The organism is Streptomyces griseorubiginosus (assembly GCF_017614965.1).
GTDB classification, from domain to species: Bacteria; Actinomycetota; Actinomycetes; order Streptomycetales; family Streptomycetaceae; genus Streptomyces; species Streptomyces griseorubiginosus_B.
Window position 1 is genome coordinate 1 of sequence record NZ_WVUG01000119.1, and the last position, 25303, is coordinate 25303.

At 70.1% G+C, this 25303-nt stretch carries 22 protein-coding genes; 15 read left to right on the forward strand and 7 right to left on the reverse strand.

All coding sequences use genetic code 11. From position 1 onward, the window contains the following. Both GRC12_RS22305 and GRC12_RS22310 read left to right on the forward strand, forming a co-directional pair. The coding region (locus GRC12_RS22305) for a PucR family transcriptional regulator (protein ID WP_208781150.1) at positions 1-376 on the forward strand (376 nt) is incomplete at its 5' end. 114 nt (positions 377-490) lie between these two features. Beyond that, positions 491-1279 (forward strand): phosphatase, encoded by a 789-nt coding sequence (locus tag GRC12_RS22310; protein WP_208781151.1) that lies wholly within the window; start codon positions 491-493, stop codon positions 1277-1279. 10 nt (positions 1280-1289) lie between these two features. Here GRC12_RS22310 and GRC12_RS22315 read toward each other — a convergent pair whose 3' ends face one another. The 3 genes from GRC12_RS22315 to GRC12_RS22325 form a co-directional block, all read right to left on the reverse strand. Then, the gene (locus tag GRC12_RS22315) at positions 1290-2156 is read right to left on the reverse strand and encodes an acyl-CoA thioesterase (protein WP_208781152.1); all 867 of its coding nucleotides are present in this window, start codon (positions 2154-2156) and stop codon (positions 1290-1292) included. Positions 2157-2191: 35 nt separating this feature from the next. After that, positions 2192-3349, reverse strand: a complete 1158-nt coding sequence (locus tag GRC12_RS22320) for an acyl-CoA dehydrogenase family protein (RefSeq protein ID WP_208781167.1) — start codon at positions 3347-3349, stop codon at positions 2192-2194. A 214-nt stretch (positions 3350-3563) separates the two neighbouring features. Further along, positions 3564-4160, reverse strand: a complete 597-nt coding sequence (locus GRC12_RS22325) for an SACE_7040 family transcriptional regulator (protein WP_133040781.1) — start codon at positions 4158-4160, stop codon at positions 3564-3566. A 96-nt stretch (positions 4161-4256) separates the two neighbouring features. On the opposite strand from GRC12_RS22325, the gene GRC12_RS22330 reads away from it, so the two are divergent. From GRC12_RS22330 to GRC12_RS22375, 10 genes are all read left to right on the forward strand, one after another. Further along, positions 4257-5873, forward strand: a complete 1617-nt coding sequence (locus GRC12_RS22330) for a carboxyl transferase domain-containing protein (RefSeq protein WP_208781153.1) — start codon at positions 4257-4259, stop codon at positions 5871-5873. A 14-nt stretch (positions 5874-5887) separates the two neighbouring features. Next, positions 5888-7813 carry an ATP-binding protein gene (locus GRC12_RS22335; RefSeq protein ID WP_208781154.1) on the forward strand — a complete coding sequence of 642 codons (1926 nt, stop codon included), beginning with the start codon at positions 5888-5890 and terminating at the stop codon, positions 7811-7813. Further along, the gene (locus GRC12_RS22340) at positions 7810-8742 is read left to right on the forward strand and encodes a hydroxymethylglutaryl-CoA lyase (protein ID WP_208781155.1); all 933 of its coding nucleotides are present in this window, start codon (positions 7810-7812) and stop codon (positions 8740-8742) included. The genes GRC12_RS22335 and GRC12_RS22340 overlap by 4 nt, the downstream gene beginning before the upstream one ends. Positions 8743-8750: 8 nt before the next feature. Then, complete coding sequence (locus GRC12_RS22345; RefSeq protein ID WP_208781156.1) at positions 8751-9911, forward strand: acyl-CoA dehydrogenase family protein; 1161 nt, start codon at positions 8751-8753, stop codon at positions 9909-9911. 111 nt (positions 9912-10022) lie between these two features. After that, positions 10023-11072 carry an ABC transporter substrate-binding protein gene (locus tag GRC12_RS22350; RefSeq protein ID WP_208781157.1) on the forward strand — a complete coding sequence of 350 codons (1050 nt, stop codon included), beginning with the start codon at positions 10023-10025 and terminating at the stop codon, positions 11070-11072. A gap of 1 nt (position 11073) precedes the next feature. Next, the gene (locus GRC12_RS22355) at positions 11074-11907 is read left to right on the forward strand and encodes a siderophore-interacting protein (protein ID WP_208781158.1); all 834 of its coding nucleotides are present in this window, start codon (positions 11074-11076) and stop codon (positions 11905-11907) included. Positions 11908-12034: 127 nt separating this feature from the next. Next, the gene (desA, locus tag GRC12_RS22360) at positions 12035-13477 is read left to right on the forward strand and encodes a lysine decarboxylase DesA (protein WP_208781168.1); all 1443 of its coding nucleotides are present in this window, start codon (positions 12035-12037) and stop codon (positions 13475-13477) included. Then, the gene (locus GRC12_RS22365) at positions 13461-14738 is read left to right on the forward strand and encodes a lysine N(6)-hydroxylase/L-ornithine N(5)-oxygenase family protein (RefSeq protein WP_208781159.1); all 1278 of its coding nucleotides are present in this window, start codon (positions 13461-13463) and stop codon (positions 14736-14738) included. The genes desA and GRC12_RS22365 overlap by 17 nt, the downstream gene beginning before the upstream one ends. Beyond that, positions 14735-15277, forward strand: coding sequence for a GNAT family N-acetyltransferase (locus tag GRC12_RS22370; protein ID WP_208781160.1), 543 nt, complete (start codon positions 14735-14737; stop codon positions 15275-15277). The genes GRC12_RS22365 and GRC12_RS22370 overlap by 4 nt, the downstream gene beginning before the upstream one ends. Then, positions 15274-17043 (forward strand): IucA/IucC family protein, encoded by a 1770-nt coding sequence (locus tag GRC12_RS22375; protein WP_208781161.1) that lies wholly within the window; start codon positions 15274-15276, stop codon positions 17041-17043. Before GRC12_RS22370 ends, GRC12_RS22375 begins: the two co-directional genes overlap by 4 nt. 73 nt (positions 17044-17116) lie before the next feature. Here the strand turns inward: GRC12_RS22375 and GRC12_RS22380 are convergent, their stop codons facing one another. Beyond that, complete coding sequence (locus GRC12_RS22380) at positions 17117-18700, reverse strand: beta-N-acetylhexosaminidase (RefSeq protein WP_208781162.1); 1584 nt, start codon at positions 18698-18700, stop codon at positions 17117-17119. A gap of 60 nt (positions 18701-18760) precedes the next feature. Between GRC12_RS22380 and GRC12_RS22385 the strand changes: the two genes are divergently transcribed. Continuing rightward, positions 18761-19642 carry a DUF4429 domain-containing protein gene (locus GRC12_RS22385; RefSeq protein ID WP_208781163.1) on the forward strand — a complete coding sequence of 294 codons (882 nt, stop codon included), beginning with the start codon at positions 18761-18763 and terminating at the stop codon, positions 19640-19642. 68 nt (positions 19643-19710) lie between these two features. On the opposite strand, the gene GRC12_RS22390 is transcribed toward GRC12_RS22385, so the two are convergent. Next, positions 19711-21273: a purple acid phosphatase family protein gene (locus GRC12_RS22390; RefSeq protein ID WP_208781164.1), complete on the reverse strand. Its 1563-nt coding sequence runs from the start codon at positions 21271-21273 to the stop codon at positions 19711-19713. Between the two features lie 175 nt (positions 21274-21448). Between GRC12_RS22390 and GRC12_RS22395 the strand changes: the two genes are divergently transcribed. Next, positions 21449-21706, forward strand: a complete 258-nt coding sequence (locus tag GRC12_RS22395; RefSeq protein ID WP_133040768.1) for a hypothetical protein — start codon at positions 21449-21451, stop codon at positions 21704-21706. A gap of 13 nt (positions 21707-21719) precedes the next feature. Further along, positions 21720-23537, forward strand: coding sequence for a glutamine--fructose-6-phosphate transaminase (isomerizing) (gene glmS, locus GRC12_RS22400; RefSeq protein WP_208781165.1), 1818 nt, complete (start codon positions 21720-21722; stop codon positions 23535-23537). A 179-nt stretch (positions 23538-23716) separates the two neighbouring features. On the opposite strand, the gene GRC12_RS22405 is transcribed toward glmS, so the two are convergent. Further along, a complete protein-coding gene (locus GRC12_RS22405; RefSeq protein WP_208781166.1) occupies positions 23717-24283 on the reverse strand; it encodes a GPR1/FUN34/YaaH family transporter in 567 nt (188 codons plus the stop codon). Positions 24284-24431: 148 nt separating this feature from the next. Next, positions 24432-24959: a universal stress protein gene (locus GRC12_RS22410; RefSeq protein ID WP_200700081.1), complete on the reverse strand. Its 528-nt coding sequence runs from the start codon at positions 24957-24959 to the stop codon at positions 24432-24434. Between the last annotated feature and the right edge of the window lie 344 nt (positions 24960-25303).

Genomic DNA, 25303 nt, shown 5'->3' on the forward strand with positions numbered 1-25303 from the left:
CAGTGGGGTCGTGGGGCCGGAGGCGTGGGGGGTGGCCGACGCGCAGGCCGCGCGGGCGCAGGCGCGGGCGCGGGCGACGCGGGCCGCGTTGGTCCGGCACGGTGCGCGGGCGGGGCTCGCGGACCTGGTGCCGGCGGACGAGGCCGCCGTACACGCGCGTGTGCTGCTCGCGCCGATCGCCGAGGCGCCCGCGCTCACCGAGACGCTGCGCACCTGGCTGTCCCTGCACGGCAGTTGGGACCGTACGGCCATCGCCCTGTCCGTGCACCGCAACACCGTGCGGCAGCGGATCGCCCGGTGCGCGGCGCTGCTCGGCACGGACCTGGACGACCCCGACGTACGCATGGAGCTGTGGTTCGCGCTGCGGCGGCAATAGGCAGGCAAGAGGCAGGCAATGAGCTGGACCTACCAGGCGGATGAGTACGTGACCCACGTCCCAGCGTGCGGGACACCAGGGACCGGCGCGGGCGGCTGCCTCACAATGGGACACATGCCGATACCCGGGACCCCCAGCCGCGCCGAGCTCGTCGACCACCTCGTCCGGACCCGTATCGCGGGCGACGTCGCGACGCCCCGCGAGAACAATCTCAGCCACTACCGCAGGCTGGCGAACGGCGACCGCCACTACTGGCTCGGTCTGGAGCTCGGCGACCGCTGGAGCGACGAGCAGGACGTGCTCGCGGTGATGGCGGAGCGGGTCGGCGTGAACGACGACCCCGAGTACCGGTACGGCCAGGACACCATCGACCCCGAGCTGACGGTGGCCGCGCTGGAGCGGCTCGCGGGCCGGCTGCGCAAGGCGGCCGAGGGGCAGCAGCGCGTGCTGTTCGCCACGGGCCACCCGGGCGGCCTGCTCGACGTGCACCGCGCCACGGCGGACGCTCTGCGCGGCGCCGGCTGCGAGATCGTCGTCATCCCGGAAGGGCTGCAGACCGACGAGGGGTACGTCATGCAGTTCGCGGACGTGGCGGTGCTGGAGCACGGCGCCTCGCTGTGGCACACGCACTCGCCGGAGCCGATGAAGGCGATCCTCAAGGGGCTGGAGCGGGAGGGCCGTCCGCTGCCCGACCTGGTGGTCGCCGACCACGGCTGGGCGGGGTACGCCGGACAGCACGGGGTCGACTCGGTCGGCTACGCCGACAGCAACGACCCCGCCCTCTTCCTCGGCGAGTCCGAGGGAACCCTGCAGGTCACGGTCCCCCTCGACGACCACGTGGTCAGCCCCCGGCACTACGACCCGATGACCGCCTACCTGCTCGCGGAGGCGGGCCTGGCCTGACGGTCCGCCGTCAGCGGGGGACCCGGACCACGCCCTCCTGGATCACCGAGATCGCCAGCCGCCCGTCCTGCGTGTAGATGCGGGCCTGCCCGAGGCCACGGCCGCCGTACGACGAGGAGGACTCCTGGTCGTACAGGAGCCACTCGTCGGCGCGGAACGGGCGGTGGAACCACATGGCGTGGTCCAGGGACGCCCCCACCACGTCACCCACCGCCCAGCCACCACGGCCGTGCGCGAGCAGGACCGAGTCGAGCAGGGTCATGTCGGAGACGTAGGTGGCGAGGACGACATGGAGCAGCGGGTCGTCGTCGAGCTTGCCGTTGGTGCGGAACCAGACCTGGGAGTGCGGCTCGCGCGGCTCGCCGTACTTCCCGTACGGCGGCTCCTCGACGTAGCGCAGGTCGATGGCCTCCCGGGCCTGCAGGAACTTCTCCACGATGCCGGGGTCGAGGTGGTCGTAGCCGCGCAGCCGCTCCTGCGAGGTGGGCAAGGTGACCGGGTCGGGCGCGGGCGGCATCGGGGCCTGGTGGTCGAGGCCGTCCTCGTGGGTCTGGAAGGACGCCGACAGGGAGAAGATCGGCCGGCCGTGCTGGACCGCGACCACCCGGCGGGTGGTGAAGGAGCGGCCGTCGCGGATGCGCTCGACGGTGTAGACGATGGGCGCACCCGGGTCGCCGGGCCGCAGGAAGTACGCGTGCAGGGAGTGGGCGTGCCGGTCCGCGGGAACCGTGCGCCCGCACGCGACCAGCGCCTGGGCCGCGACCTGTCCGCCGAAGACGCGCGGGACGACGGCGGACCGGGACTGGCCGCGGAAGATGTTCTCCTCGATCTGCTCGAGGTCGAGCAGATCGAGGAGGTCCTGGAGTGCCTCGTTCATGGCACCTTTTCTACGGGCCGGTAATTGCAGGAGCCTTACAGGCCCATGTCCTTCGCGATGATCGTCTTCATGATCTCGCTGGTACCGCCGTAGATGCGGTTGACGCGGTTGTCCGCGTACAAGCGGGCGATCGGGTACTCGTTCATGAAGCCGTAGCCGCCGTGCAGCTGGAGGCAGCGGTCGATGACGCGGTGGGCGACCTCGGTGCAGAACAGCTTGGCGCTGGCGGCCTCGGCGGGGGTGAGCTCACCGGCGTCGAGCGCCTCGAGCGCGCGGTCGGCGACCGCCTCGGCGGCGTCCACCTCGGCCTGGCAGGCGGCCAGTTCGAACTTGGTGTTCTGGAAGGAGGCGACCGGCTTGCCGAAGACGGTGCGCTCCTGGACGTACTGCTTGGCGAACCGGACGGCGGCCTTGGCCTGCGCGTAGGCGCCGAAGGCGATGCCCCAGCGCTCGGAGGCGAGGTTGTGGCCCAGGTAGTAGAAGCCCTTGTTCTCCTCGCCGAGCAGGTCCTCGACCGGGACCTTGACGTCGACGAACGCCAGCTCGGCGGTGTCGGACGTCTTCAGGCCGAGCTTGTCGAGCTTGCGGCCGACGGAGTAGCCCTCGGACTTGGTGTCGACGGCGAACAGGGAGATGCCGAAGCGGCGGTCCTCGGCGGTGGGCGCCGAGGTGCGGGCGCAGACGATGACGCGGTCGGCGTGCACGCCACCGGTGATGAAGGTCTTGGCGCCGTTGAGGACGTAGTGCGTGCCGTCCTCGGAGAGCTTGGCGGTGGTCTTCATGCCCGCGAGGTCGGAGCCGGTGCCCGGCTCGGTCATCGCGAGGGCCCACATCTCCTCGCCGGTGACGAACTTCGGCAGGTAGCGCTTCTTCTGCTCGTCGGTGGCCAGCATCTTGATGTACGGCAGGCCGAGCAGCACGTGCACGCCGGATCCGCCGAACTGGACGCCCGCGCGCGCGGTCTCCTCGTACATCACCGCCTCGAACTTGTACGAGTCGATGCCGGCGCCGCCGTACTCCTCGTCGACGCGGATGCCGAAGATGCCGAGCTCGGCGAGCTTGTAGTAGAAGTCGCGCGGCGCCTGGCCCGCCGCGAACCACTCGTCGTAGACCGGGACGACCTCGGCCTCGATGAAGGCCCGGAGGGTCTCCCGGAACGCCTCGTGATCCTCGTTGAACACCGTACGGCGCACCGCCGCCACCTCCAGCTGGCTCAAGGGTCCATGTCTAAGCGCTTGCTCAGACCACAAAGGTACCGGCGAGTACGTTCACCCGTCCAGAGGAGTCGGACCGTAACGCTCGTCACGCCGCCACTGGGAAGGGAGGCGGCGGAGCAGGGCGCCAGTTGTCCAGGGAGGGACGGAGCAGGTCCATGGGAGAGCCCTTCGCGGGCCGCGGACGCACCGCTCACTGCGTACCGGCCGCCGCGAACGCCCCCCTCGCCATCCGGTGCAGCAGCTGCGCCGTCGCGCCCCGGCCCGGCAGTGAGCCCGGGCGGCCCAGGTGCGGGGTGGAGTTGAGCAGCCCGAAGACCGAGTGCACGGCCGAGCGGGCGGCCGGCTCCGCGAGCCCCGGGTAGACCTCGCGCAGCACCTCCACCCACAGCTCCACGTACTGCCGCTGGAGCTGGCGCACCAGCTTGCGGTCGCTGTCCCGGAGGCGGTCCAGCTCGCGGTCGTGCAGGGTGATCAGGGGGCGGTCGTCGAGCGCGAAGTCGATGTGCCCCTCGATGAGCGAGTCGAGGACCGCCTCCGAGGCCACCCCGTCGGCCTCCTGCAGCCGCCGTTTCGCCCCCGTCAGGAGCTGCCCGCTGATGCCGACCAGCAGCTCGGCGAGCATCGCGTCCTTGCCCGCGAAGTGACGGTAGAGACCGGGGCCGCTGATGCCGACGGCGGCGCCTATCTCGTCGACCCCGACCCCGTGGAAACCGCGCTCGGCGAACAGCCGCGCGGCCTCCTTGAGGATCTGCTCGCGGCGAGTGGGGGCGTCGGTTCTGGTGGCCATGGAGGCAATTCTAGACAGGGAGGTTAGCGGTCGTTAACCTGAAGGAGATGGTTAACGCTCATTAACAGGCGATCACTGGGTGAGGGGACCGCAAGGATGCACGAGGCACCGGAGCTCCACAGCGCGGCCGACCCCGCGTCGGAGGCCTGGCGGGCCAACGAGGAGGCGCACCGGGCGCTGGCCGAGGAGCTGCGCGGCAAGCTGGCCGCGGCCCGGCTCGGCGGCGGCGAGAAGGCGCGGGCGCGGCACACCGCGCGCGGCAAGCTGCTGCCGCGCGACCGGGTGGACACGCTCCTCGATCCGGGTTCGCCGTTCCTGGAGCTGGCCCCCCTGGCGGCCGACGGGATGTACGAGGGGGCGGCCCCGGCGGCCGGTGTGATCGCGGGGATCGGGCGGGTGAGCGGGCGCGAGTGTGTGATCGTCGCCAATGACGCCACCGTCAAGGGCGGCACGTACTACCCGATGACGGTGAAGAAGCATCTGCGCGCCCAGGAGGTGGCCCTGGAGAACCGGCTGCCGTGCGTCTACCTGGTCGACTCGGGAGGCGCGTTCCTGCCGATGCAGGACGAGGTGTTCCCGGACCGTGAGCACTTCGGACGGATCTTCTACAACCAGGCACGGATGTCCGGCGCCGGGATCCCGCAGATCGCCGCGGTCCTCGGCTCGTGCACGGCGGGCGGGGCGTACGTCCCGGCGATGAGCGACGAGGCCGTGATCGTGCGCAACCAGGGCACCATCTTCCTGGGCGGTCCGCCCCTGGTGAAGGCGGCCACCGGAGAGGTAGTCACGGCCGAGGAGCTGGGCGGCGGCGAGGTCCACTCCCGGGTCTCCGGTGTGACGGACCATCTCGCCGAGGACGACGCGCACGCGCTGCGCATCGTCCGGAACATCGTCTCGACGCTCCCCGCGCGCGGGCCCCTGCCCTGGGAGGTCGTGCCGTCCGTCGAGCCCAAGGTCGACCCCTACGGCCTCTACGGCGCCGTGCCCGTCGACCCCCGCACCCCCTACGACGTCCGCGAGATCATCGCGCGCGTGGTCGACGGCTCGCGGTTCGCGGAGTTCAAGGCGGAGTTCGGGCAGACCCTGGTGACCGGCTTCGCCCGGATCCACGGCCACCCGGTCGGCATCGTCGCCAACAACGGCATCCTGTTCTCCGAGTCCGCCCAGAAGGGCGCCCACTTCATCGAACTGTGCGACCAGCGCGGCATCCCGCTGCTGTTCCTGCAGAACATCTCCGGCTTCATGGTCGGCAAGGACTACGAGGCGGGCGGCATCGCCAAGCACGGCGCCAAGATGGTGACGGCGGTGGCCTGCACGCGCGTGCCCAAGCTGACGGTCGTCGTCGGCGGCTCGTACGGCGCCGGCAACTACTCGATGTGCGGCCGGGCCTACTCCCCCCGCTTCCTGTGGATGTGGCCCGGCGCCAAGATCTCCGTCATGGGCGGCGAGCAGGCCTCCTCCGTCCTCGCGACGGTCAAGCGGGACCAGATGGAGGCGCGCGGCGAGGAATGGCCCGCTGAGGAGGAAGAGGCGTTCAGGGCGCCGATCCGGCAGCAGTACGAGCACCAGGGCAACGCCTACTACGCCACCGCCCGCCTCTGGGACGACGGCGTGATCGACCCCCTGGAGACCCGGCAGGTACTGGGCCTCGCGCTGACCGCCTGTGCCAACGCGCCCCTGGGTGACCCCCAGTTCGGCGTCTTCCGGATGTGACGGGGAGGGAACCGATGTTCGACACAGTGCTGGTGGCCAACCGGGGCGAGATCGCCGTCCGGGTGATCCGGACGCTCCGCTCGCTGGGCGTGCGCTCGGTGGCCGTCTTCTCCGACGCGGACGCCGACGCCCGGCACGTCCGGGAGGCCGACACGGCGGTACGGCTCGGCCCGGCACCGGCGGCCGAGAGCTATCTGTCCATCGAGCGGCTCCTCGAGGCCACCGCCCGCAGCGGCGCCCAGGCGGTCCACCCGGGATACGGCTTCCTCGCGGAGAACGCGGCCTTCGCGCGCGCGTGCGCCGACGCGGGGCTGGTCTTCATCGGACCGCCCGCCGAGGCCATCTCCCTCATGGGCGACAAGATCCGCGCCAAGGAGACCGTGCGGGCGGCCGGGGTGCCGGTCGTGCCCGGCGGACGCGACCCCGAACTGGCCGAGGCGGCCCGCGCGTTGGGTGCGCCCGTGCTGCTCAAGCCGTCGGCCGGCGGGGGCGGCAAGGGCATGCGGCTGGTGCGGGACCTCGCCGTGCTGGACGAGGAGATCGCCGCCGCCCGCCGGGAGGCGCGGACCTCCTTCGGCGACGACACGCTGCTCGTGGAGCGGTGGGTGGACCGGCCCCGGCACATCGAGATCCAGGTGCTCGCGGACGGCCACGGGAACGTCGTCCACCTCGGCGAGCGCGAGTGCTCGCTGCAGCGCCGGCACCAGAAGGTCGTCGAGGAGGCGCCGAGCGTGCTCCTCGACGAGGAGACCCGGGCCGCGATGGGCGAGGCGGCCGTCCAGGCGGCCCGCTCCTGCGGTTACCGGGGCGCGGGCACGGTGGAGTTCATCGTGCCGGGCGGCGACCCTTCTTCGTACTACTTCATGGAGATGAACACCCGCCTCCAGGTGGAGCACCCGGTCACCGAACTGGTCACGGGCCTGGATCTGGTGGAGTGGCAGCTGCGGGTGGCGGCGGGTGAGCGACTGGCCTTCGGGCAGGACGACATCACGCTGACCGGGCACGCGATCGAGGCCCGCGTGTGCGCCGAGGACCCGGCGCGCGGTTTCCTGCCCACCGGCGGCACGGTGTTGCGGCTGGCCGAGCCGCAGGGCGACGGGGTCCGCACCGACTCCGGGCTGAGCGAGGGCACGGAGGTCGGCTCGCTGTACGACCCGATGCTGTCCAAGGTGATCGCGTACGGGCCGGACCGGGAGACCGCCCTGCGCAAGCTGCGGGCCGCCCTCGCCGGGACGGTCACGCTGGGCGTGCAGACCAACGCGGGGTTCGTGCGGCGGCTGCTCGCGCATCCGGCGGTGGTGGCGGGCGAGTTGGACACCGGTCTTGTGGAGCGCGTGGTGGACGACCTGGTCCCCACGGACGTGCCGGAGGAGGTGTACGAGGCCGCCGCCGCCGTACGTCTTCAGGCGCTGAGGCCGAGCGGGGAGGGCTGGACGGACCCCTTCTCGGTGCCGAGCGGCTGGCGGCTGGGCGGTGCGCCCAAGCCGCTCGCCTTCCACCTGCGGGTCCAGGAACCCGTCGCGTACGTGCCGCGCGGCACCCACACCGTCACCGACGACACCGTCTCCGTGACCCTCGACGGCGTCCGGCACACCTTCCACCGGGCCGGCGAGTGGATCGGCCGGGACGGCGACGCCTGGCAGGTACGGGACCACGACCCCGTGGCCGCGTCCCTCACCCACGCGGCGCACGCGGGCGCCGACTCGCTGACCGCGCCGATGCCGGGCACGGTCACCGTCGTGAAGGTGGCCGTCGGGGACGAGGTGAGCGCCGGTCAGAGCCTGCTGGTGGTGGAGGCGATGAAGATGGAGCACGTCATCTCCGCCCCGCACGCCGGCACCGTCGCCGAACTGGACGTCACGCCGGGCACCACGGTCGCCATGGACCAGGTGCTCGCGGTCATCACCCCGCTGGAGAGCTCGGCAGAGGAGGCCCAGTGACTCTCCCCATGGTCGTACCGGACCAGGACCTGCCCCCGCGGGTGCGGATCCACGAGGTCGGCGCGCGGGACGGGCTGCAGAACGAGAAGTCGACGGTGCCGACGGAGGTGAAGGCGGAGTTCGTGCGCCGCCTGGCCGACGCGGGGCTGACGACGATCGAGGCGACCAGCTTCGTGCACCCCAAGTGGGTGCCCCAACTAGCGGACGCGGAGCAGCTGTTCCCGCGGATCTCGGACCTGCCCGTGGATCTGCCGGTGCTCGTGCCGAACGAGCGCGGCCTGGACCGCGCCCTCGCCCTCGGCGCCCGCCGGGTCGCCGTCTTCGCCAGCGCCACCGAGTCCTTCGCCAAGGCCAACCTCAACCGCACGGTGGACGAGGCGCTGGCGATGTTCGAACCGGTGGTGGGCCGGGCGAAGGCCGAGGGCGGGCACGTCCGCGGCTATCTCTCCATGTGTTTCGGCGACCCGTGGGAGGGGGCGGTGCCCGTCGCCCAGGTCGTCCGGGTGTGCCGGGCGCTGGTCGACATGGGGTGCGACGAGCTGAGCCTCGGCGACACGATCGGCGTGGCGACCCCGGGGCATGTGTCGGCCCTGCTGACCGAGCTGAACGAGGCCGGCGTGCCCACCACCTCCCTCGGCGTGCACTTCCACGACACCTACGGCCAGGCCCTCGCCAACACCCTGGCCGCGCTGCGGCACGGCGTCACCACCGTCGACGCCTCCGCCGGCGGGCTCGGCGGCTGCCCGTACGCCAAGTCCGCCACCGGCAACCTCGCCACCGAGGACCTCGTGTGGATGCTTCAAGGTCTCGGCATCGACACCGGAGTCGACCTCGGCCGCCTCGTCGCCACCAGCGTGTGGATGGCCGACCACCTGGGCCGACCCAGCCCGTCCCGCACCGTCCGAGCCCTCTCCCACCAGGAGCAGTGATCACAGCCATGGACTACCGACTCTCCCCCGAGCTGGAGGAACTCCGGCGCACCGTCGAGGAGTTCGCGCACGAGGTGGTGGCGCCCAAGATCGGCGACTTCTACGAGCGGCACGAGTTCCCCTACGAGATCGTCCGCGAGATGGGCCGCATGGGCCTGTTCGGGCTGCCGTTCCCGGAGGAGTACGGCGGCATGGGCGGCGACTATCTGGCGCTGGGCGTGGCGCTGGAGGAGCTGGCCCGTGTCGACTCCTCCGTCGCCATCACCCTGGAGGCCGGTGTCTCCCTGGGCGCGATGCCGCTGCACCTGTTCGGCACCGAGGAGCAGAAGCGCACCTGGCTGCCCCGGCTGTGCTCCGGCGAGATCCTGGGCGCCTTCGGCCTGACCGAGCCGGACGGCGGCTCGGACGCGGGGGCGACGCGCACGACGGCCCGGCTGGACGAGGAGACGGACGAGTGGGTGATCAACGGCACCAAGTGCTTCATCACCAACTCCGGCACGGACATCACCGGGCTGGTCACGGTCACCGCGGTCACCGGCCGCAAGCCCGACGGCAAGCCGCTCATCTCCTCGATCATCGTCCCCTCCGGCACCCCGGGCTTCACGGTCGCGCCGCCGTACTCGAAGGTCGGCTGGAACGCCTCCGACACCCGTGAGCTGTCCTTCCAGGACGTCCGGGTGCCCGCCGCCAACCTGCTGGGCGAACAGGGCCGCGGTTACGCCCAGTTCCTGCGCATCCTCGACGAGGGCCGGATCGCGATCGCCGCCCTCGGCACCGGCCTGGCGCAGGGGTGCGTGGACGAGTCGGTGAAGTACGCCAAGGAGCGGCACGCGTTCGGGCGGCCGATCGGCGCCAACCAGGCGATCCAGTTCAAGATCGCCGACATGGAGATGAAGGCCCACACCGCCCGCCTCGCCTGGCGTGACGCGGCCGCCCGTCTGGTGTCCGGCGCGCCCTTCAAGAAGGAGGCGGCGCTGGCGAAGCTGTACTCCTCCACGGTCGCGGTGGACAACGCCCGTGACGCGACCCAGATCCACGGCGGCTACGGCTTCATGAACGAGTACCCGGTCGCCCGGATGTGGCGCGACTCCAAGATCCTCGAGATCGGCGAGGGCACCAGCGAGGTCCAGCGGATGCTGATCGCACGGGAGTTGGGGCTCGCGGGGTAGATCGGGCCGGGAGACGGGGCGAACCGCCCTCTGGACATCAGCTGAGGTTAGGCTAACCTCACTTAGACGTGTCCGGCGGGCGCTCCGCCCCGTTCGAAAGCAGCCATACCCATGCCTTTTGCCCGTGCCACCCATCCGACCCGACGCGGCATCCTGGCCGCGGGAGGCGCCCTCGGCCTCGGGGCCGCGCTCGCCGCCTGCGGGGACGACAAGGCGAAAAGCAGTGGCTCAGGCGACGGGACGGCCGCCGCCGCGACCGGCCCCTGGTCCTTCAAGGACGACCGAGGCGAGACCGCGAAGGCCGACAAGGTCCCCTCGGCCATCGTCGCCTTCGTCGGCGTCGCCGCCGCGCTGTACGACTACGGCATCCAGGCCAAGGGTGTCTTCGGCCCGACGACGACCAAGGACGGCAAGGCAGACGTCCAGGCCGGCGACATGGACGTCAGCAAGCTCACCGTGCTGGGCAACGAGTGGGGCCAGTTCAACATCGAGAAGTACGCGGCCCTCCAGCCGGACGTCCTGATCTCCACGATGTTCGACGACGCCGGCACGCTCTGGTACGTCCCGGACGAGTCCAAGAAGAAGATCCTCGCCGTCGGCGCGCCCAGCGTCGGCATCTCCGTCTACGACCGGCAGCTGACCGAGCCGCTCCAGAGGATGCTCGCGCTCGCCAAGTCCCTCGGCGCGGACACCACGTCCAGCAAGGTGACCGAGGCGAAGAAGCGGTTCGAGGACGCGGCTGCCCGGCTGCGAGCGGCCGCCAGGGCGAAGCCCGGCATCAAGGTGATGGCCGGTTCCGCGAGCCAGGACCTCTTCTACGTCTCCGGCTCCAACCTCTCCGTCGACCTGGAGTACTTCAAGGCCCTCGGGGTCAGCTTCGTCGAGCCCCCGGAGAAGGCCAAGGCGAAGGGCGGCGGCTGGTACGAGTCGCTGAGCTGGGAGAACGTCGACAAGTACCCGGCGGACATCATCATGATGGACAACCGGACCTCCGCCATCCAGCCCGCCGACATCACCGAGGCGACCTGGAAGAAGCTGCCCGCCGTGAAGGCCGGCCAGGTCATCGCCCGCAACCCCGAGCCGATCCTGTCGTACGACAAGTGCGTGCCGTTGCTCACGAGCCTCGCCGAGGCCATCGAGAAGGCGAAGAAGGTCAGCTGACATGACTACGGCCGTGGCCGCCGCGTTCCGTTTCTTCCCCCTGCAGGTCGTACGGACGAGGCGGCTCGGCCCGTCCCTGGTCCGGGTCACCTTCGCCGGGGACGACCTGCGGTACTTCCACTCCGAGGGACGCGACCAGTCGCTGTCCCTCTTCCTCCCCCACCCCGGGCAGAGCGAGCCCGCCGTCCCCTACGAGTTGGGGGACGGATGGTGGCAGGCGTGGCGTGAACTCCCCGACGACGTACGGGCGGTGATGCGCTCGTACACGCTGCGGAGCCTGCGCCGCGACCCCGACGAGATCGACGTCGACTTCGTGCTGCACACCCCGGCCGGCCCCGCGTCCGCCTGGGCCGCGCGCGCCGCCGCCGGTGACCGGGTCGTGCTGCTCGGCCCGGCGGTCGCGGACAACCGCGCGATCCGCTTCCGCCCGCCCGAGGACACCGACCTGACGCTGATCTGGGGCGACGAGACCGCCCTGCCCGCGGTGTCGGCGATCCTCGAGTCCCTGCCGGCCGGCGCCCGTGCCCGCGTCTGGCTGGAGGTGCGCGACGCCGGGAACATCCAGGACCTGGCGACCGAGGCGGACGCCGAGATCACCTGGCTGGTCCAGGACACGGACGGCGTCGAGGGGTCCCCCATGGCCCTCGACGCCCTGCGCGCCGCCCGACTCCCCGCCGCCGAGAGGCCGTACGTCTGGATCGCGGGCGAGTCGGGCTGCGTGAAGCAGCTGCGCCGGCACTTCGTCGGGGAGCGCCGCATCGACCGGCGGCGGGTCACCTTCGTCGGTTACTGGCGAGAGGGCCTGAGCGAGGAGCAGCTGCGCGAACAGGAGTGACGGCGGTCACGAGAGGGGCAGGATTAAGGGGCTCGAACTTAGGTTAGGCTAACCTAAGTTCGACCTTGAAGCCGTGACTTCGCCCCTCACCCACCCGCTCGGACTGTCCCCACCGGAGGCCCCCCACATGCGCTCGCACCTGCTCAATGACCTGACCGCGGAGCACTACCGCCGCTCCGTGACCGAAGGAGTCGAGCGGGTGGCGGCCAAACTCGCCACCACCGACCGTCCGTTCACCGGTGTCACCGTCGACGCCCTCGCCCCCCGGATCGACGCCATCGACCTGGACCGGCCGCTGGGCGACGCCGGCCTGGTCCTGGACGAACTGGAGGACGTCTACCTCCGCGACGCGGTCTACTTCCACCACCCCCGCTACCTCGCCCACCTCAACTGCCCGGTCGTGATCCCGGCGGTGCTCGGCGAGGCCGTCCTGTCGGCCGTCAACTCCTCCCTCGACACCTGGGACCAGTCGGCCGGCGGCACCCTCATCGAGCGCAGGCTCATCGACTGGACGGCCGAACGCATCGGCCTCGGCACGGCCGCCGACGGCGTGTTCACCTCCGGCGGCACCCAGTCCAACCTCCAGGCGCTGCTGCTGGCCCGGGAGGAGGCCAAGAGCGAGAGCCTCGCCGAACTGCGCGTCTTCGCGTCCGAGGTGAGTCACTTCAGCGTGCAGAAGTCGGCGAAACTGCTCGGCCTCGGCCCGGAGTCGGTGGTCCCGGTCCCCGTCGACCACGACAAGCGCATGCAGACCGTCGCCCTCGCCCACGAGCTGGAGCGCTGCCGCCGCGACGGCCTCGTCCCCATGGCCGTCGTCGCCACTGCGGGCACCACCGACTTCGGCTCCATCGACCCGCTGCCCGAGATCGCCGAGCTGTGCGCCCAGTACGGCACCTGGCTCCACGTCGACGCGGCCTACGGCTGCGGACTGCTCGCCTCCCTGAAGTACCGGGACCGCCTCGCGGGCATCGAGCGAGCCGACTCGGTCACCGTCGACTACCACAAGTCCTTCTTCCAGCCGGTGAGTTCCTCCGCCGTGCTGGTGCGTGACGGCTCGACCCTGCGCCACGCCACCTACCACGCGGAGTACCTCAACCCCCGCCGGATGGTGGACGAACGCATCCCCAACCAGGTCGACAAGTCCCTGCAGACCACCCGGCGCTTCGACGCCCTCAAACTGTGGATGACCCTGAGGGTCATGGGCGCCGACGGCATCGGCGAACTCTTCGACGAGGTGTGCGACCTGGCGGAGGAGGGCTGGCGGCAGCTCGCGGCCGACCCCCGTTTCGACGTGGTCGTCCGCCCGAGCCTGTCCACGCTGGTCTTCCGCTACATCCCCGCCGCCGTCACCGCCCCGGCCGAGATCGACCGGGCCAACCTGCACGCCCGCAAGGCCCTGTTCGCCTCCGGGGAGGCGGTGGTCGCGGGCACCAAGGTGGGCGGCCGCCACTACCTGAAGTTCACCCTGCTCAACCCCGAGACACAGGCGTCCGACATCGCCGCCGTCCTCGACCTGATCGCCGGCCACGCCGAGCAGTACCTGGGAGAGTCCCTTGACCGCGCTTCCTGAACCCGCCCCGCCGACCCATGACTTCGTGGGCATCGGGCTCGGCCCCTTCAACCTGGGCCTGGCCTGTCTGACCGAGCCCATCGCCGAACTCGACGGCGTCTTCCTGGAGTCGAAGCCCGACTTCGAGTGGCACGCGGGCATGTTCCTGGACGGCGCCCACCTGCAGACCCCGTTCATGTCGGACCTGGTCACCCTCGCCGACCCGACTTCCCCGTACTCCTTCCTCAACTACCTCAAGGAGAAGGGGCGGCTGTACTCGTTCTACATCCGCGAGAACTTCTACCCGCTGCGGGTCGAGTACGACGACTACTGCCGCTGGGCGGCGGGCAAGCTGAGCAGCGTCCGCTTCGACACGACCGTGAGCCAGGTGACGTACGAGGACGGCCACTACCTCGTGCGCACGGAGAACGGCGACACCTTCCGGGCCCGCCATCTGGTCCTCGGCACAGGAACCTCACCGCACCTCCCGGAGGCCGTGCGCGGTCTGGGCGGCGACTTCATCCACAACTCCCGCTACGTCCAGCACAGAAGCGAACTGGTGAAGAAGGAGTCCATCACCATCGTGGGCTCCGGGCAGTCCGCCGCGGAGATCTACCAGGACCTGCTCAGCGAGATCGATGTCCACGGCTACCGGCTGAACTGGGTGACGCGCTCCCCGCGCTTCTTCCCCCTCGAATACACCAAGCTCACGCTGGAGATGACCTCCCCGGAGTACGTCGACTACTACCACCGGCTGCCGGAGGCCACCCGCTACCGGCTCACCGACGAGCAGAAGGGCCTGTTCAAGGGCATCGACGGCGACCTGATCAACGACATCTTCGACCTGCTGTACCAGAAGAACCTCGGTGGTCCGGTCCCCACCCGCCTGCTCACCAACTCCGCTCTGACCGGCGCCCGTTGGGACAACGGCACCTACACCCTCGCCTTCCGTCAGGAGGAGCAGGAGAAGGACTTCGAGATCGAGTCCCAGGGCCTGGTCCTGGCGACCGGCTACCGCTACACCGAGCCGGAGTTCCTGGCCCCGATCAGGGACCGCCTGCGCTACGACTCCCACGGCAACTTCGACGTCGCCCGCAACTACGCCATCGACATCACCGGCCGGGGCGTCTTCCTGCAGAACGCCGGCGTCCACACCCACAGCATCACCAGCCCCGACCTGGGCATGGGCGCCTACCGCAACAGTTACATCATCCGCGAGCTGCTCGGCACCGAGTACTACCCGGTGGAGAAGACGATCGCGTTCCAGGAGTTCGCCGCATGAACACCGAAACAGCCGCCTTCACCTTCCGCCCCCTCGACCCGCTGAAGGACGCCGAGCTGCTCCACTCCTGGGTCACCCACCCCAAGGCCGCCTTCTGGATGATGCAGGAGGCGACCTTGGTCGACGTCGAGCGCGCCTACATGGACATCGCGGCCGACGAGCACCACCACGCGCTGCTCGGCCTGGACCGGGACGGCGAACCGGCCTTCCTGATGGAGAAGTACGACCCCGCCCACCGCGAACTCGTCGGACTGTACGAGCCGTTGCCCGGGGACATCGGCATGCACTTCCTCACCCCACCGACCGACACGCCCGTGCACGGCTTCACCCGTGCCGTCATCACCGCCGTCATGACGCACCTCTTCGAGGACCCGGCGGTACGCCGTGTCGTCGTCGAGCCGGACGTCTCCAACACGGCCGTCCACGCGCTCAACGCGGCCGTCGGGTTCGTGCCCGAGCGGGAGATACAGAAGCCGGAGAAGCGGGCGTTGCTGAGCTTCTGCACGCGGGAGCAGTTCGAGAAGGCGGTGCTCGTATGACCCTCGCCGACGCCGTGGCCCACCTCTCCCCCGAGCGCTGGGAGAAGGCCAACCGTCTCCTGCTGCGCAAGGCGCTCGCCGAGTTCGCGCACGAGCGGCTGATCGCACCGGAGCGGGACGGGGAGGCGTACGTCGTCCGCAGCGACGACGGCCTCACCCGCTACCGCTTCACCGCCACCCGTCGCGCCCTCGACCACTGGCAGGTCGACGCCGGTTCCATCACCCGGCACCGTGACGGCGGTGAACTCCCGCTCGCCGCACTGGACTTCTTCATCGAGCTGAAGAACTCCCTCGGCCTGAGCGACGAGATCCTGCCGGTCTACCTGGAGGAGATCTCCTCCACGCTCTCCGGCACCTGCTACAAGCTCACCAAACCGCAGGTCCCGGTCGCCGAACTGGCCCGGTCCGGCTTCCAGGCGATCGAGACCGGGATGACCGAGGGCCACCCCTGCTTCGTCGCCAACAACGGCCGGCTCGGCTTCGGCGTCCACGAGTACCTGTCGTACGCGCCCGAGACCGCGAGCCCGGTCCGCTTGGTCTGGCTGGCGGCCCACCGGTCACGTGCCGCGTTCACGGCGGGCGTCGGGATCGAGTACGAGTCCTTCGTACGGGACGAGCTGGGCGAGGCGACCGTCGAGCGCTTCGAGGGCGTCCTGCGCGACCAGGGCCTCGACCCGGCCGACTACCTCCTCATCCCGGTGCACCCCTGGCAGTGGTGGAACAAGCTCACCGTCACCTTCGCCGCCGAGGTCGCCCGCCGCCACCTGGTGTGCCTCGGCGAGGGCGAGGACGAGTACCTGGCCCAGCAGTCCATCCGGACCTTCTTCAACACCTCCCACCCCGAGAAGCACTACGTGAAGACCGCGCTCTCAGTCCTGAACATGGGCTTCATGCGCGGTCTTTCGGCCGCGTACATGGAGGCGACCCCGGCCATCAACGACTGGCTGGCCCAGCTGATCGAGGGCGACCCGGTGCTCAAGGCGACCGGACTGAGCGTCATCCGCGAGCGGGCCGCCGTGGGCTACCGGCACCTGGAGTACGAGAAGGCGACCGACCGCTACTCGCCGTACCGCAAGATGCTTGCGGCGCTGTGGCGGGAGAGCCCGGTGGCCTCCCTCCGGGACGGCGAGTCGCTCGCGACCATGGCCTCCCTCCTCCATGTCGACCACGAGGGCGCCTGTTTCGCGGGCGCGCTGATCGAGCGGTCGGGTCTGGCGCCGACGGAGTGGCTGCGGCGCTATCTGCGGGCGTACTACACCCCGCTGCTGCACAGCTTCTACGCCTACGACCTGGTCTACATGCCGCACGGCGAGAACGTGATCCTCGTCCTGAAGGACGGAGTCGTGCAGCGCGCGGTCTACAAGGACATAGCCGAGGAGATCGCCGTGATGGACCCGGACGCGGTGCTGCCGCCGACGGTGGAGCGGCTGCGGGTCGACGTCCCCGAGGACAAGAAGCTCCTGTCCGTCTTCACGGACGTCTTCGACTGCTTCTTCCGCTTCCTCGCGGCCGACCTCGCCACCGAGGGGATCCTGGAGGAGGACGGCTTCTGGCGGACGGTCGCGGAGGTCACCCGCGAGTACCAGGAGTCGGTGCCGGAACTCGCCGACAAGTTCGAGCGGTACGACCTGTTCGCCCCCGAGTTCGCCCTGTCCTGCCTCAACCGGCTCCAGCTGCGCGACAACCGGCAGATGGTTGACCTGGCCGACCCCTCCGGCGCGCTCCAGCTCGTCGGCTACCTGAAGAACCCGATCGCCGGGTTCTGACCGGGAACGGACGGGCACCCCGGAGTACGGTCCTCCGGGGTGCCCGTTCAGCCCATGGCCCTTGTGAGGGGCCCTACTTCGTCGGCCACGGGACCTGCGGCGAGCGGTAGTAGTCGATGCCGAGCGCCTCCCACCGGGGGCCCTGCGCCGCGAGCCGCGCCTTGTAGGCGTCCCAGTCGTGCGTGGCGGCCGGTGACCAGCCGAGCTCGGCGGCGCCCGCCAGCCTCGGGAAGGCCATGTAGTCGATGTCGGCGTCCGTCACGATGGTCTCGGTCCACAGCGGCGCCTCGACACCCCTGATCGCGGACGCCGGCGCGTCGGCGAGGTAGCTGCCCGGGTCCCAGTCGTACGCCCGCTTCACGTCCACCAGTCCGGCCCAGTCCTGACCGAGAGGGGTGTCCTCGGTGTACTTCATGTCGAGGTAGATCCGGTCGGCGGGCGAGAGGATCAGCCCGGTGCCGTTCCGGGCCGCCTTGACGACCTGTGCCTTCTCGGCCGCGTCGGTGTCGTCGAGGCCCCAGTACTGGGCGATGGCCCCCTTCGCCGGGTGCGCGCCGGTCAACTGGTGCCAGCCGATCACCGTCTTGCCGTACTTGGCGACGATCGGCTGCACCCGGTCCATGAACCTGACGTAGTCCTCATGGCTGGTGGAGTGCGCCTCGTCGCCGCCGATGTGCAGATAGCGGCCCGGGGTGATCGCGGCCAGCTCCCGGATCACGTCGTCCACGAAGTCGTACGTGATCTGCTTGCCGACGCACAGCGAGCTGAAGCCGACGTCGGTGCCGGTGTAGAGCGGGGGTGCCACTCCGTCGCAGTTCAGGTCGGCGTAGGAGGCGAGGGCCGCGTTGGTGTGGCCGGGCATGTCGATCTCGGGGACGACCTCCAGATAGCGGGAGGCCGCGTAGCGGACGATCTCCCGGTAGTCGGCCTTGGTGTAGTACCCGCCCTTGCCGCCACCGACCTCGGTCGAGCCGCCGTACGTGGTCAGACGCGGCCAGGAGTCGACGGCGATGCGCCAGCCCTGGTCGTCGCTGAGATGCAGGTGCAGTTCGTTGATCTTGTAGAGGGCGAGCTGGTCGATGTAGCGCTTGACCTGCCCCACCGTGAAGAAGTGGCGGGAGACGTCGAGCATCGCGCCCCGGTAGGCGTAGCGCGGGCGGTCCGTGATGGTGCCGCCCGCGACCAGCCACGGCCCGGGCTGTACGGAGTCCTTCTCGACGGCGGCCGGGAGCAGTTGGCGCAGGGTCTGGATGCCGTGGAAGAGGCCGGCGTTCTCGTCGGCGGTGATGCGGACGCCGTCGGGTCCGCTGTCGAGGCGGTACCCCTCCGCGCCGAAACGGCCCTTGGTCAGGCGCAGTTGGATGCCGGTGCTGCCGTGCGTGACCAGGGGCAGGCGGTAGCCGGTCGACGGGCGCAGGATGTCGGCGAGGTACTGGCCGAGCCGGCGCGCCTTCGGGGAGTCGTCGACGCGGATGACGGTGGTGCCGGTGATCCGGTACGGCTCGCCGCCCGGTCTGACCGACTCGGCTGCGGGAACCACCCGGCCGAGCGGGGCCGGACTCGCTTTCGTCACCGAGGTCACCGTCGTCGCTCCTACCGTGAAGGTGCCTGCCGCCGCCACGAGCAGCAGCGATCCCAGAACGCGGTGCAGTCTCACATGCACTCCCTCCGATTGGTAGAGACCACTCTCCCGCACAACCGGTGAAACAATCCCCCCATGGCGGAAATCATCCAGAAGGACGGCACCTGGGCCTTCGACGGCGACGCCCTGCGGCTGACCCCCGGACGGGACCGCAACATCAGTCTGCTGCGCCGCACGCTGGGTGAACTCGTCGTCCCGCTCGGCGCGTTGGCCGGGATCTCGTTCGAGCAGGGCAAGAAGTCGGGGCGGCTGAGACTCCGGCTGCGCGACGGCGCCGACCCGCTGCTGCAGGCCTCCGGCGGCCGCCTCACCGAGCCCAACGACCCGTACCAACTCCTCGTCGAGTCCGACCGCTACGGCGTCGCCGAGTACTTCACGGACGAGGTCAGGAACGCCCTGCTGCTGGACGAGGTCCCCTCCGACCCGGTGAACGAGTATCTGCTGCCGGGTCCGTCCGTGCCGCTGTCGGTGTCCGCCGGGGACGGCACGGCGAGCTTCGACGGCGAGCGCGTACGGCTGGAGTGGAACTGGAAGACGGAGGACGCCAAGGCCGCCGCCGGCGACCGCGTCCTGGCCCTCGCGGACGTCCTCGCCGTGGAGTGGCAGCCCGCGGTGGGCCTGGAGAACGGGCATCTGCGGTTCACCGTGCGCGGCGGACAGACCAAGGCGCCGGCCAAGTACGACCCCAACTCGGTGGAGCTGTGGGGCTTCAAGAAGGACCCGCTGATGGCGCTGGTCGCCGCGGCCGTGCAGGCCCGGCTGCCGCATCCGTCGGCGGCGGCCGTGCCGGACGCACCGCCCGCACAGCCCAAGCGGCTCGGGCCCGCCGAGGAGCGCGAGCACGACCACGACGCGCTGCTGCGGCGGCTGCGGGAACTCGGCGAGCTGCACCGCACCGGGGTGCTCACCGACGAGGAGTTCCAGATGGCCAAACAGGCGATCCTCAAGCGCATGTAGCGCGACGAGGACCGCCTGCCGGGTGTGCGCCCTGCCTTCCGGGCACACCGACTGCCGTGCGTCGGGCGCTACTTGGCCCGGCGCGCCACCGTGAAGTGGTCGATGCGGTCGCCGGTCTCGGCGATGCCCGACACCTTCAGCCTGGCGTAACGCCCCTTCTGCGCGGGCTCGACGTCCACACGCAGGAAGGAGTAGTTGAGGTAGCGCACCCGGGACCAGGCGACGGTCTCGTTGACCTTGCCGTCCTTGGTGTTGATGAAGGAGGCGACCGAGTCGACCTCGTTCAGGTGGCCCTCGTAGGAGTCCGGCGCGGTGAACGCGTACAGGCTGCGGCCCGCGGCGCCCGCCGTCACGTAGACGACGCCCTCGGTCTCGGGGTACGCGGTCTCGCCGATCGGGAGCTTCTTGGTGACCTTGTTGCCCTTGATCACGTCGGTGCGCTCGTACTGGTGGTTGTGGCCGTTGATGACCAGGTCCACCGTGTACTTCTCGAACAGCGGCACCCACTCCTGTCGCACGCCCCCCTCCGAGGCGTGCGCGGTGGAGGTGCAGTAGGCGCAGTGGTGGAAGAACACGACGATGAAGTCGATGTCCTTCGACGCCCGGAACTTCTTCAGCTGCGCCTCGAACCATTTGGTCTGCGTGCCGCCCGAGATGCCGAGGTTGGCCGGGATCTCGAAGGAGACGTCGTTCGGGTCCAGCGAGATGACCGCCGTGTTGCCGTAGACGAAGGAGTAGACGCCCGGCAGGTTCGCCTTGTCCGGCCCGTTGTCCGGGAGCGAGAAGCGGGCCTCCTCGCCGCCGTAACCGTTGGGCGAGTACCAGGCCTCCATGTCGTGGTTGCCGTAACTCACCATCCACGGCACGGACTTGGCGACCGACTCGGTCTGCGCGAGGAAACTGTCCCAGACGCGGGAGTCGAAGCCGGTGTCGGCGGCCTTGCCCGCGCCCGCCGGGTCCGCGTAGGCGATGTCGCCGGCGTGCAGGTGGAAGGACGGGTTCTGGCCGAGGATCAGGCTGTCGTTGGCCAGGCCGTGGTAGCTGACGCCCTGGTCGCCGAAGGCCGTGAAGGTGAACGGCTTGTCGCGGTCGGGGGCGGTGGTGAAGGTGCCCAGGGTGCCGAGCAGGTGCGGCTCGGCCGGGTCGAAGCCCTGGTGGCCGACGCCGTAGTAGTAGGTCCGGCCCGGGCGCAGGTGGGTCAGCTTGGCGTGCACGTAGTACTGCGTGTGGTCCGCGCTCGCGCCGACGCCGGCCGGAGTGTAGAGGGTGCGGATCTCGGCTTCGATCTTGCGGGAGAGGTCCCACGGGTGGGCGCCGATGCGGATGAAGGGCTTCTTCACCGCGACCGGGACCTGCCAGGAGACGGTCATCTCGGTGCTCGCGTCGCTGCCGAACGCGAGGTGCCGGCCGAACGGGGCGACGAGCGAGCCGTCGACGTACTCGGTCGAGGTGTGGCTCTGCGTCGGCGTGGCGGCCTGGGCGACCGCACCCGGCACGAACGCGCCACCGGCGACGGCGCCGATCGTCACGGCACCGCCTCTCATCAGGTTGCGCCGCGAGAATCTCGCGCGCAGGTACTCGTGCTGCTCGGCCATGCTCATGCGCTCGGCCAGCTGCTCCGGTACTCCCATACGAGGTATGTCCATGACGACTGAAACTCGTCCACATGAGCAACGGCCCACAAGACCCAGGATGGACAGATCGCAAACAGAGGTTCATAAGAACACCAAAGAACGTCGCCGACGGCCTGCCCGATATCGGGCAGGATTCTTGCGAAACTATCTCCCGTACCTCAGGATCTACCGGGTGCACGACGAACTTGTCGATCATCTGACGCGGTCCACGCCCCTGAGCCGGGGCGAGGCACTGCGGGTGATCCAGGACGTGCTCGCCTATTTCGACGAGACGACCACCGAGTACGTCCGTCGCCGCCACCGCGAGCTGCAGGCGCAGGGCCTGGTGAACGCGGAGATCTTCGAACGGATCGAGGCGGACCTGAAATACCGGGCGGTCGCGCCGCCGGAGCTTACGCTCAGGCAGTTGCGCCGCATCGTCTACGGCTGAGGGACTCATCTGTATGTGCGGAATCGTCGGATACATCGGGAAGCGTGATGTGGCTCCCCTCCTGCTGGAGGGCCTGCAGCGCCTCGAATACCGCGGCTACGACTCGGCGGGCATCGTGGTGACCTCCCCGAAGGCCGCCGGTCTGCGGATGGTCAAGGCCAAGGGCCGCGTGCGCGACCTGGAGGCGAAGGTCCCGGCCCGCTTCAAGGGCACCACCGGCATCGCCCACACCCGCTGGGCCACCCACGGCGCCCCCTCCGACGTCAACGCCCACCCGCACCTGGACGCGGAGAACAAGGTCGCCGTCGTCCACAACGGCATCATCGACAACGCCTCCGAGCTGCGCCGCAAGCTCGAGGCGGACGGCGTGGAGTTCCTCTCCGAGACCGACACCGAGGTCCTCACCCACCTCATCGCCCGCTCCCAGGCCGAGACCCTGGAGGAGAAGGTCCGCGAGACCCTCCGGGTCATCGAGGGCACGTACGGCATCGCCGTGCTGCACGCCGACTTCTCCGACCGCATCGTGGTGGCGCGAAACGGCTCCCCGGTCGTCCTCGGCGTCGGTGAGAAGGAGATGTTCGTCGCCTCCGACATCGCCGCCCTCGTCACCCACACGCGGCAGATAGTGACCCTCGACGACGGCGAGATGGCCACCCTCAAGGCCGACGACTTCCGCACCTACACCACCGAGGGCACCCGTACGACGTCCGAGCCGACCACCGTGGAGTGGGAGGCGGCCTCCTACGACATGGGCGGCCACGACACCTACATGCACAAGGAGATCCACGAGCAGGCCGAGGCGGTCGACCGCGTCCTGCGCGGCCGGATCGACGACCGCTTCTCCACCGTGCACCTCGGCGGCCTCAACCTGGACGCCCGCGAGGCCCGGCAGATCCGCCGCGTGAAGATCCTCGGCTGCGGCACCAGCTACCACGCCGGCATGATCGGCGCCCAGATGATCGAGGAGCTGGCCCGCATCCCCGCCGACGCCGAGCCGGCCTCCGAGTTCCGCTACCGCAACGCCGTGGTGGACCCCGACACCCTGTACGTGGCCGTCTCCCAGTCCGGCGAGACCTACGACGTCCTCGCCGCCGTCCAGGAACTCAAGCGCAAGGGCGCCCGGGTCTTCGGCATCGTGAACGTGGTCGGCTCGGCGATCGCCCGCGAGGCGGACGCGGGCATCTACGTCCACGCGGGCCCGGAGGTCTGCGTCGTCTCCACCAAGTGCTTCACCAACACCACGGTCGCCTTCGCCCTCCTCGCCCTCCACCTGGGCCGCACCCGTGACCTGTCGGTGCGCGACGGCAAGCGCATCATCGAGGGCCTGCGCAAGCTGCCCGCGCAGATCACCGAGGTCCTGAAGCAGGAAGCGGAGATCAAGAAGCTGGCCGAGCAGTACGCCGACGCCCGCTCGATGCTCTTCATCGGCCGCGTCCGCGGCTACCCGGTGGCCCGCGAGGCCTCCCTGAAGCTCAAGGAGGTCTCCTACATCCACGCGGAGGCCTACCCCGCCTCCGAGCTCAAGCACGGCCCCCTGGCCCTCATCGAGCCGGCCCTCCCCACGGTCGCGATCGTCCCCGACGACGACCTCCTGGAGAAGAACCGCGCCGCGATGGAGGAGATCAAGGCCCGCAGCGGCAGGATCCTGGCGGTGGCCCACCAGCAGCAGGAGAAGGCCGACGAGACGATCGTCGTCCCGAAGAACGAGGACGAACTGGACCCCATCCTGATGGGCATCCCCCTCCAACTCCTCGCCTACCACACGGCACTTGCCCTCGGCCGCGACATCGACAAGCCAAGGAACCTCGCAAAGTCGGTGACGGTCGAGTAACGGCTTTTTGCCTTTGGGGGCGCGGGGCTGTGTCAATATGCGGCTCCGCCGCGTGGGCGCGACCAGCCCCCACCGCCCCGCAGAGGCCACACAACGGAACGGACCCCCACGTGATGCCACCAGTCACGGGGGGTCCGTCCATATCGCCGGGGAAGTCGCCCACCCCCCGGCCGGCGCAGCTAACCGGTGGCCGTCACACCCCGGCCCGCAGCGCGTCGCGGAAGTACCGTCGGCCAGTGCGCGAGCGCGGCCGTCGCCGCGTACCAGGCAACGGCCCCCGCCGCGACGGCGAACCAGCCGCCGACCTTCGTGAGTGAACCGCTCGTCGCGAACTGCGCGATGGCGAGCAGCACGAGGGAGACCGAGAACAACCCGTAGGCGCCCTGGTCGAGTTGGTCCCCGCCCGCGAGGGTCAGGGTCAGGGTGACGAGGGCGAACAGCAGCAGGAACAGCCCTGCCGCGTGGGCGGACATCGCGTTGCCGGCCGTGACGGCCCAGGTGAACCACAGGGCGCCGAGCGCCGAGTAGGCCGTACCTGTCACCGCGTCACGATCGCGGAAGGCGAACAGACCGGCGACGAACAGCGTGACGCCGCCTACATAGTGGGCCAGTGACACCGCGTCAGCGGCCGAGACGCCGTTGATCACGTCGGTGTGTCCGAGGCCGAACGCCAACAGGGTGATTCCCAGGGCGAGTCGGCCGACCACGGTGGTGGTCGCGCTCCCGGCGGAGACGTCTTTGTCCACGGCGGGCTCCCTTCGTGCATGTGCAGTTGTGCGGTGATCCGTATATGCCCTTCACAAGGGCACAAACACCTCTACGCACGAGTAGTTTCTGGCTGCACACAGGGAGTTGACGGTGAGTCGGGAGACGGCCGGGAGACCGGACCGGGACTCAGGGGATGACGATGACGGGCCGCTTCGCCCGCTTGGCGAGCCGCCCCGCGACGGAGCCGAAGATGCGCCCCACGATGCCGTGCGTCGATCCGACGACGATCGCGTCGGCCTCGTACTCCCGCCCGACCTCTTCGAGTTCATGGCAGATGTCACCGCCGCGCTCGACCAGGATCCAGGGCACCTCGGCCAGATAGTCGGCGCAGGCCAGCTCGAGTCCGAGCACCTCGGTGCGGTGGTCCGGCACGTCCACGAAGACCGGCGGCTCGCAGCCCGCCCACACCGTGGTCGGCAGCCGGTTGGCGACATGGACGATGATCAGGCCCGAGCCGGAGCGATGGGCCATGCCGATGGCGTAGGCGAGAGCGCGCTCACTGGACGTGGAGCCGTCGAAACCGACGACCACGCCGTGCTTGAAGGCGGGATCGCAGGAATGGCGTGGCTCTTCCGCCGCCAGGGGCTCGGCCGCCGTGGGGTCGGCGACGGGCCGCTTGCGGTCCCTGGGTTCGAAGAATTCGTGACCGGCCATGGCTGTCTCGGCGTTTTGATCCTTTATGGGAGGGACGACAGTGTGCGGCGGAGCTGTGTCCGGGAATCATCTTTCCCGCCCCATACCCCCAAGGGTACGGCGCCACGCCTCCTTAGCCCAGTTCCCGCCCACGGTCCGTGGGGGTTCCAGGGAGCATGCACGAGGGGACGCCCGTAACGCAATGGTTGCTGCGCTGTACAGGCGGTTCGCACAGGATTCAGCTACCCGGCGGCCGATCGGGGCGTGCGCACAGTGACCGACCGGTCGAACACGCGTTGAACCCCGTAACCCACGTCCCAGGGAGCACGCATGTCCGCACCGCACCGCACCCCCGACCCTCCCCG

What these genes read in the sequence shown, in the direction of transcription:
- GRC12_RS22385 (WP_208781163.1), top strand. Translation starts at nt 18,761, where the DNA reads ATGGCGGAAATCATCCAGAAGGACGGCACCTGGGCCTTCGACGGCGAC.
- GRC12_RS22335 (WP_208781154.1), top strand. Translation starts at nt 5,888, where the DNA reads ATGTTCGACACAGTGCTGGTGGCCAACCGGGGCGAGATCGCCGTCCGG.
- GRC12_RS22325 (WP_133040781.1), bottom strand. Translation starts at nt 4,160, where the DNA reads ATGGCCACCAGAACCGACGCCCCCACTCGCCGCGAGCAGATCCTCAAG.
- GRC12_RS22375 (WP_208781161.1), top strand. Translation starts at nt 15,274, where the DNA reads ATGACCCTCGCCGACGCCGTGGCCCACCTCTCCCCCGAGCGCTGGGAG.
- GRC12_RS22310 (WP_208781151.1), top strand. Translation starts at nt 491, where the DNA reads ATGCCGATACCCGGGACCCCCAGCCGCGCCGAGCTCGTCGACCACCTC.
- GRC12_RS22355 (WP_208781158.1), top strand. Translation starts at nt 11,074, where the DNA reads ATGACTACGGCCGTGGCCGCCGCGTTCCGTTTCTTCCCCCTGCAGGTC.
- GRC12_RS22390 (WP_208781164.1), bottom strand. Translation starts at nt 21,273, where the DNA reads ATGGGAGTACCGGAGCAGCTGGCCGAGCGCATGAGCATGGCCGAGCAG.
- GRC12_RS22410 (WP_200700081.1), bottom strand. Translation starts at nt 24,959, where the DNA reads ATGGCCGGTCACGAATTCTTCGAACCCAGGGACCGCAAGCGGCCCGTC.
- GRC12_RS22345 (WP_208781156.1), top strand. Translation starts at nt 8,751, where the DNA reads ATGGACTACCGACTCTCCCCCGAGCTGGAGGAACTCCGGCGCACCGTC.
- glmS (WP_208781165.1), top strand. Translation starts at nt 21,720, where the DNA reads ATGTGCGGAATCGTCGGATACATCGGGAAGCGTGATGTGGCTCCCCTC.
- desA (WP_208781168.1), top strand. Translation starts at nt 12,035, where the DNA reads ATGCGCTCGCACCTGCTCAATGACCTGACCGCGGAGCACTACCGCCGC.
- GRC12_RS22370 (WP_208781160.1), top strand. Translation starts at nt 14,735, where the DNA reads ATGAACACCGAAACAGCCGCCTTCACCTTCCGCCCCCTCGACCCGCTG.
- GRC12_RS22350 (WP_208781157.1), top strand. Translation starts at nt 10,023, where the DNA reads ATGCCTTTTGCCCGTGCCACCCATCCGACCCGACGCGGCATCCTGGCC.
- GRC12_RS22315 (WP_208781152.1), bottom strand. Translation starts at nt 2,156, where the DNA reads ATGAACGAGGCACTCCAGGACCTCCTCGATCTGCTCGACCTCGAGCAG.
- GRC12_RS22330 (WP_208781153.1), top strand. Translation starts at nt 4,257, where the DNA reads ATGCACGAGGCACCGGAGCTCCACAGCGCGGCCGACCCCGCGTCGGAG.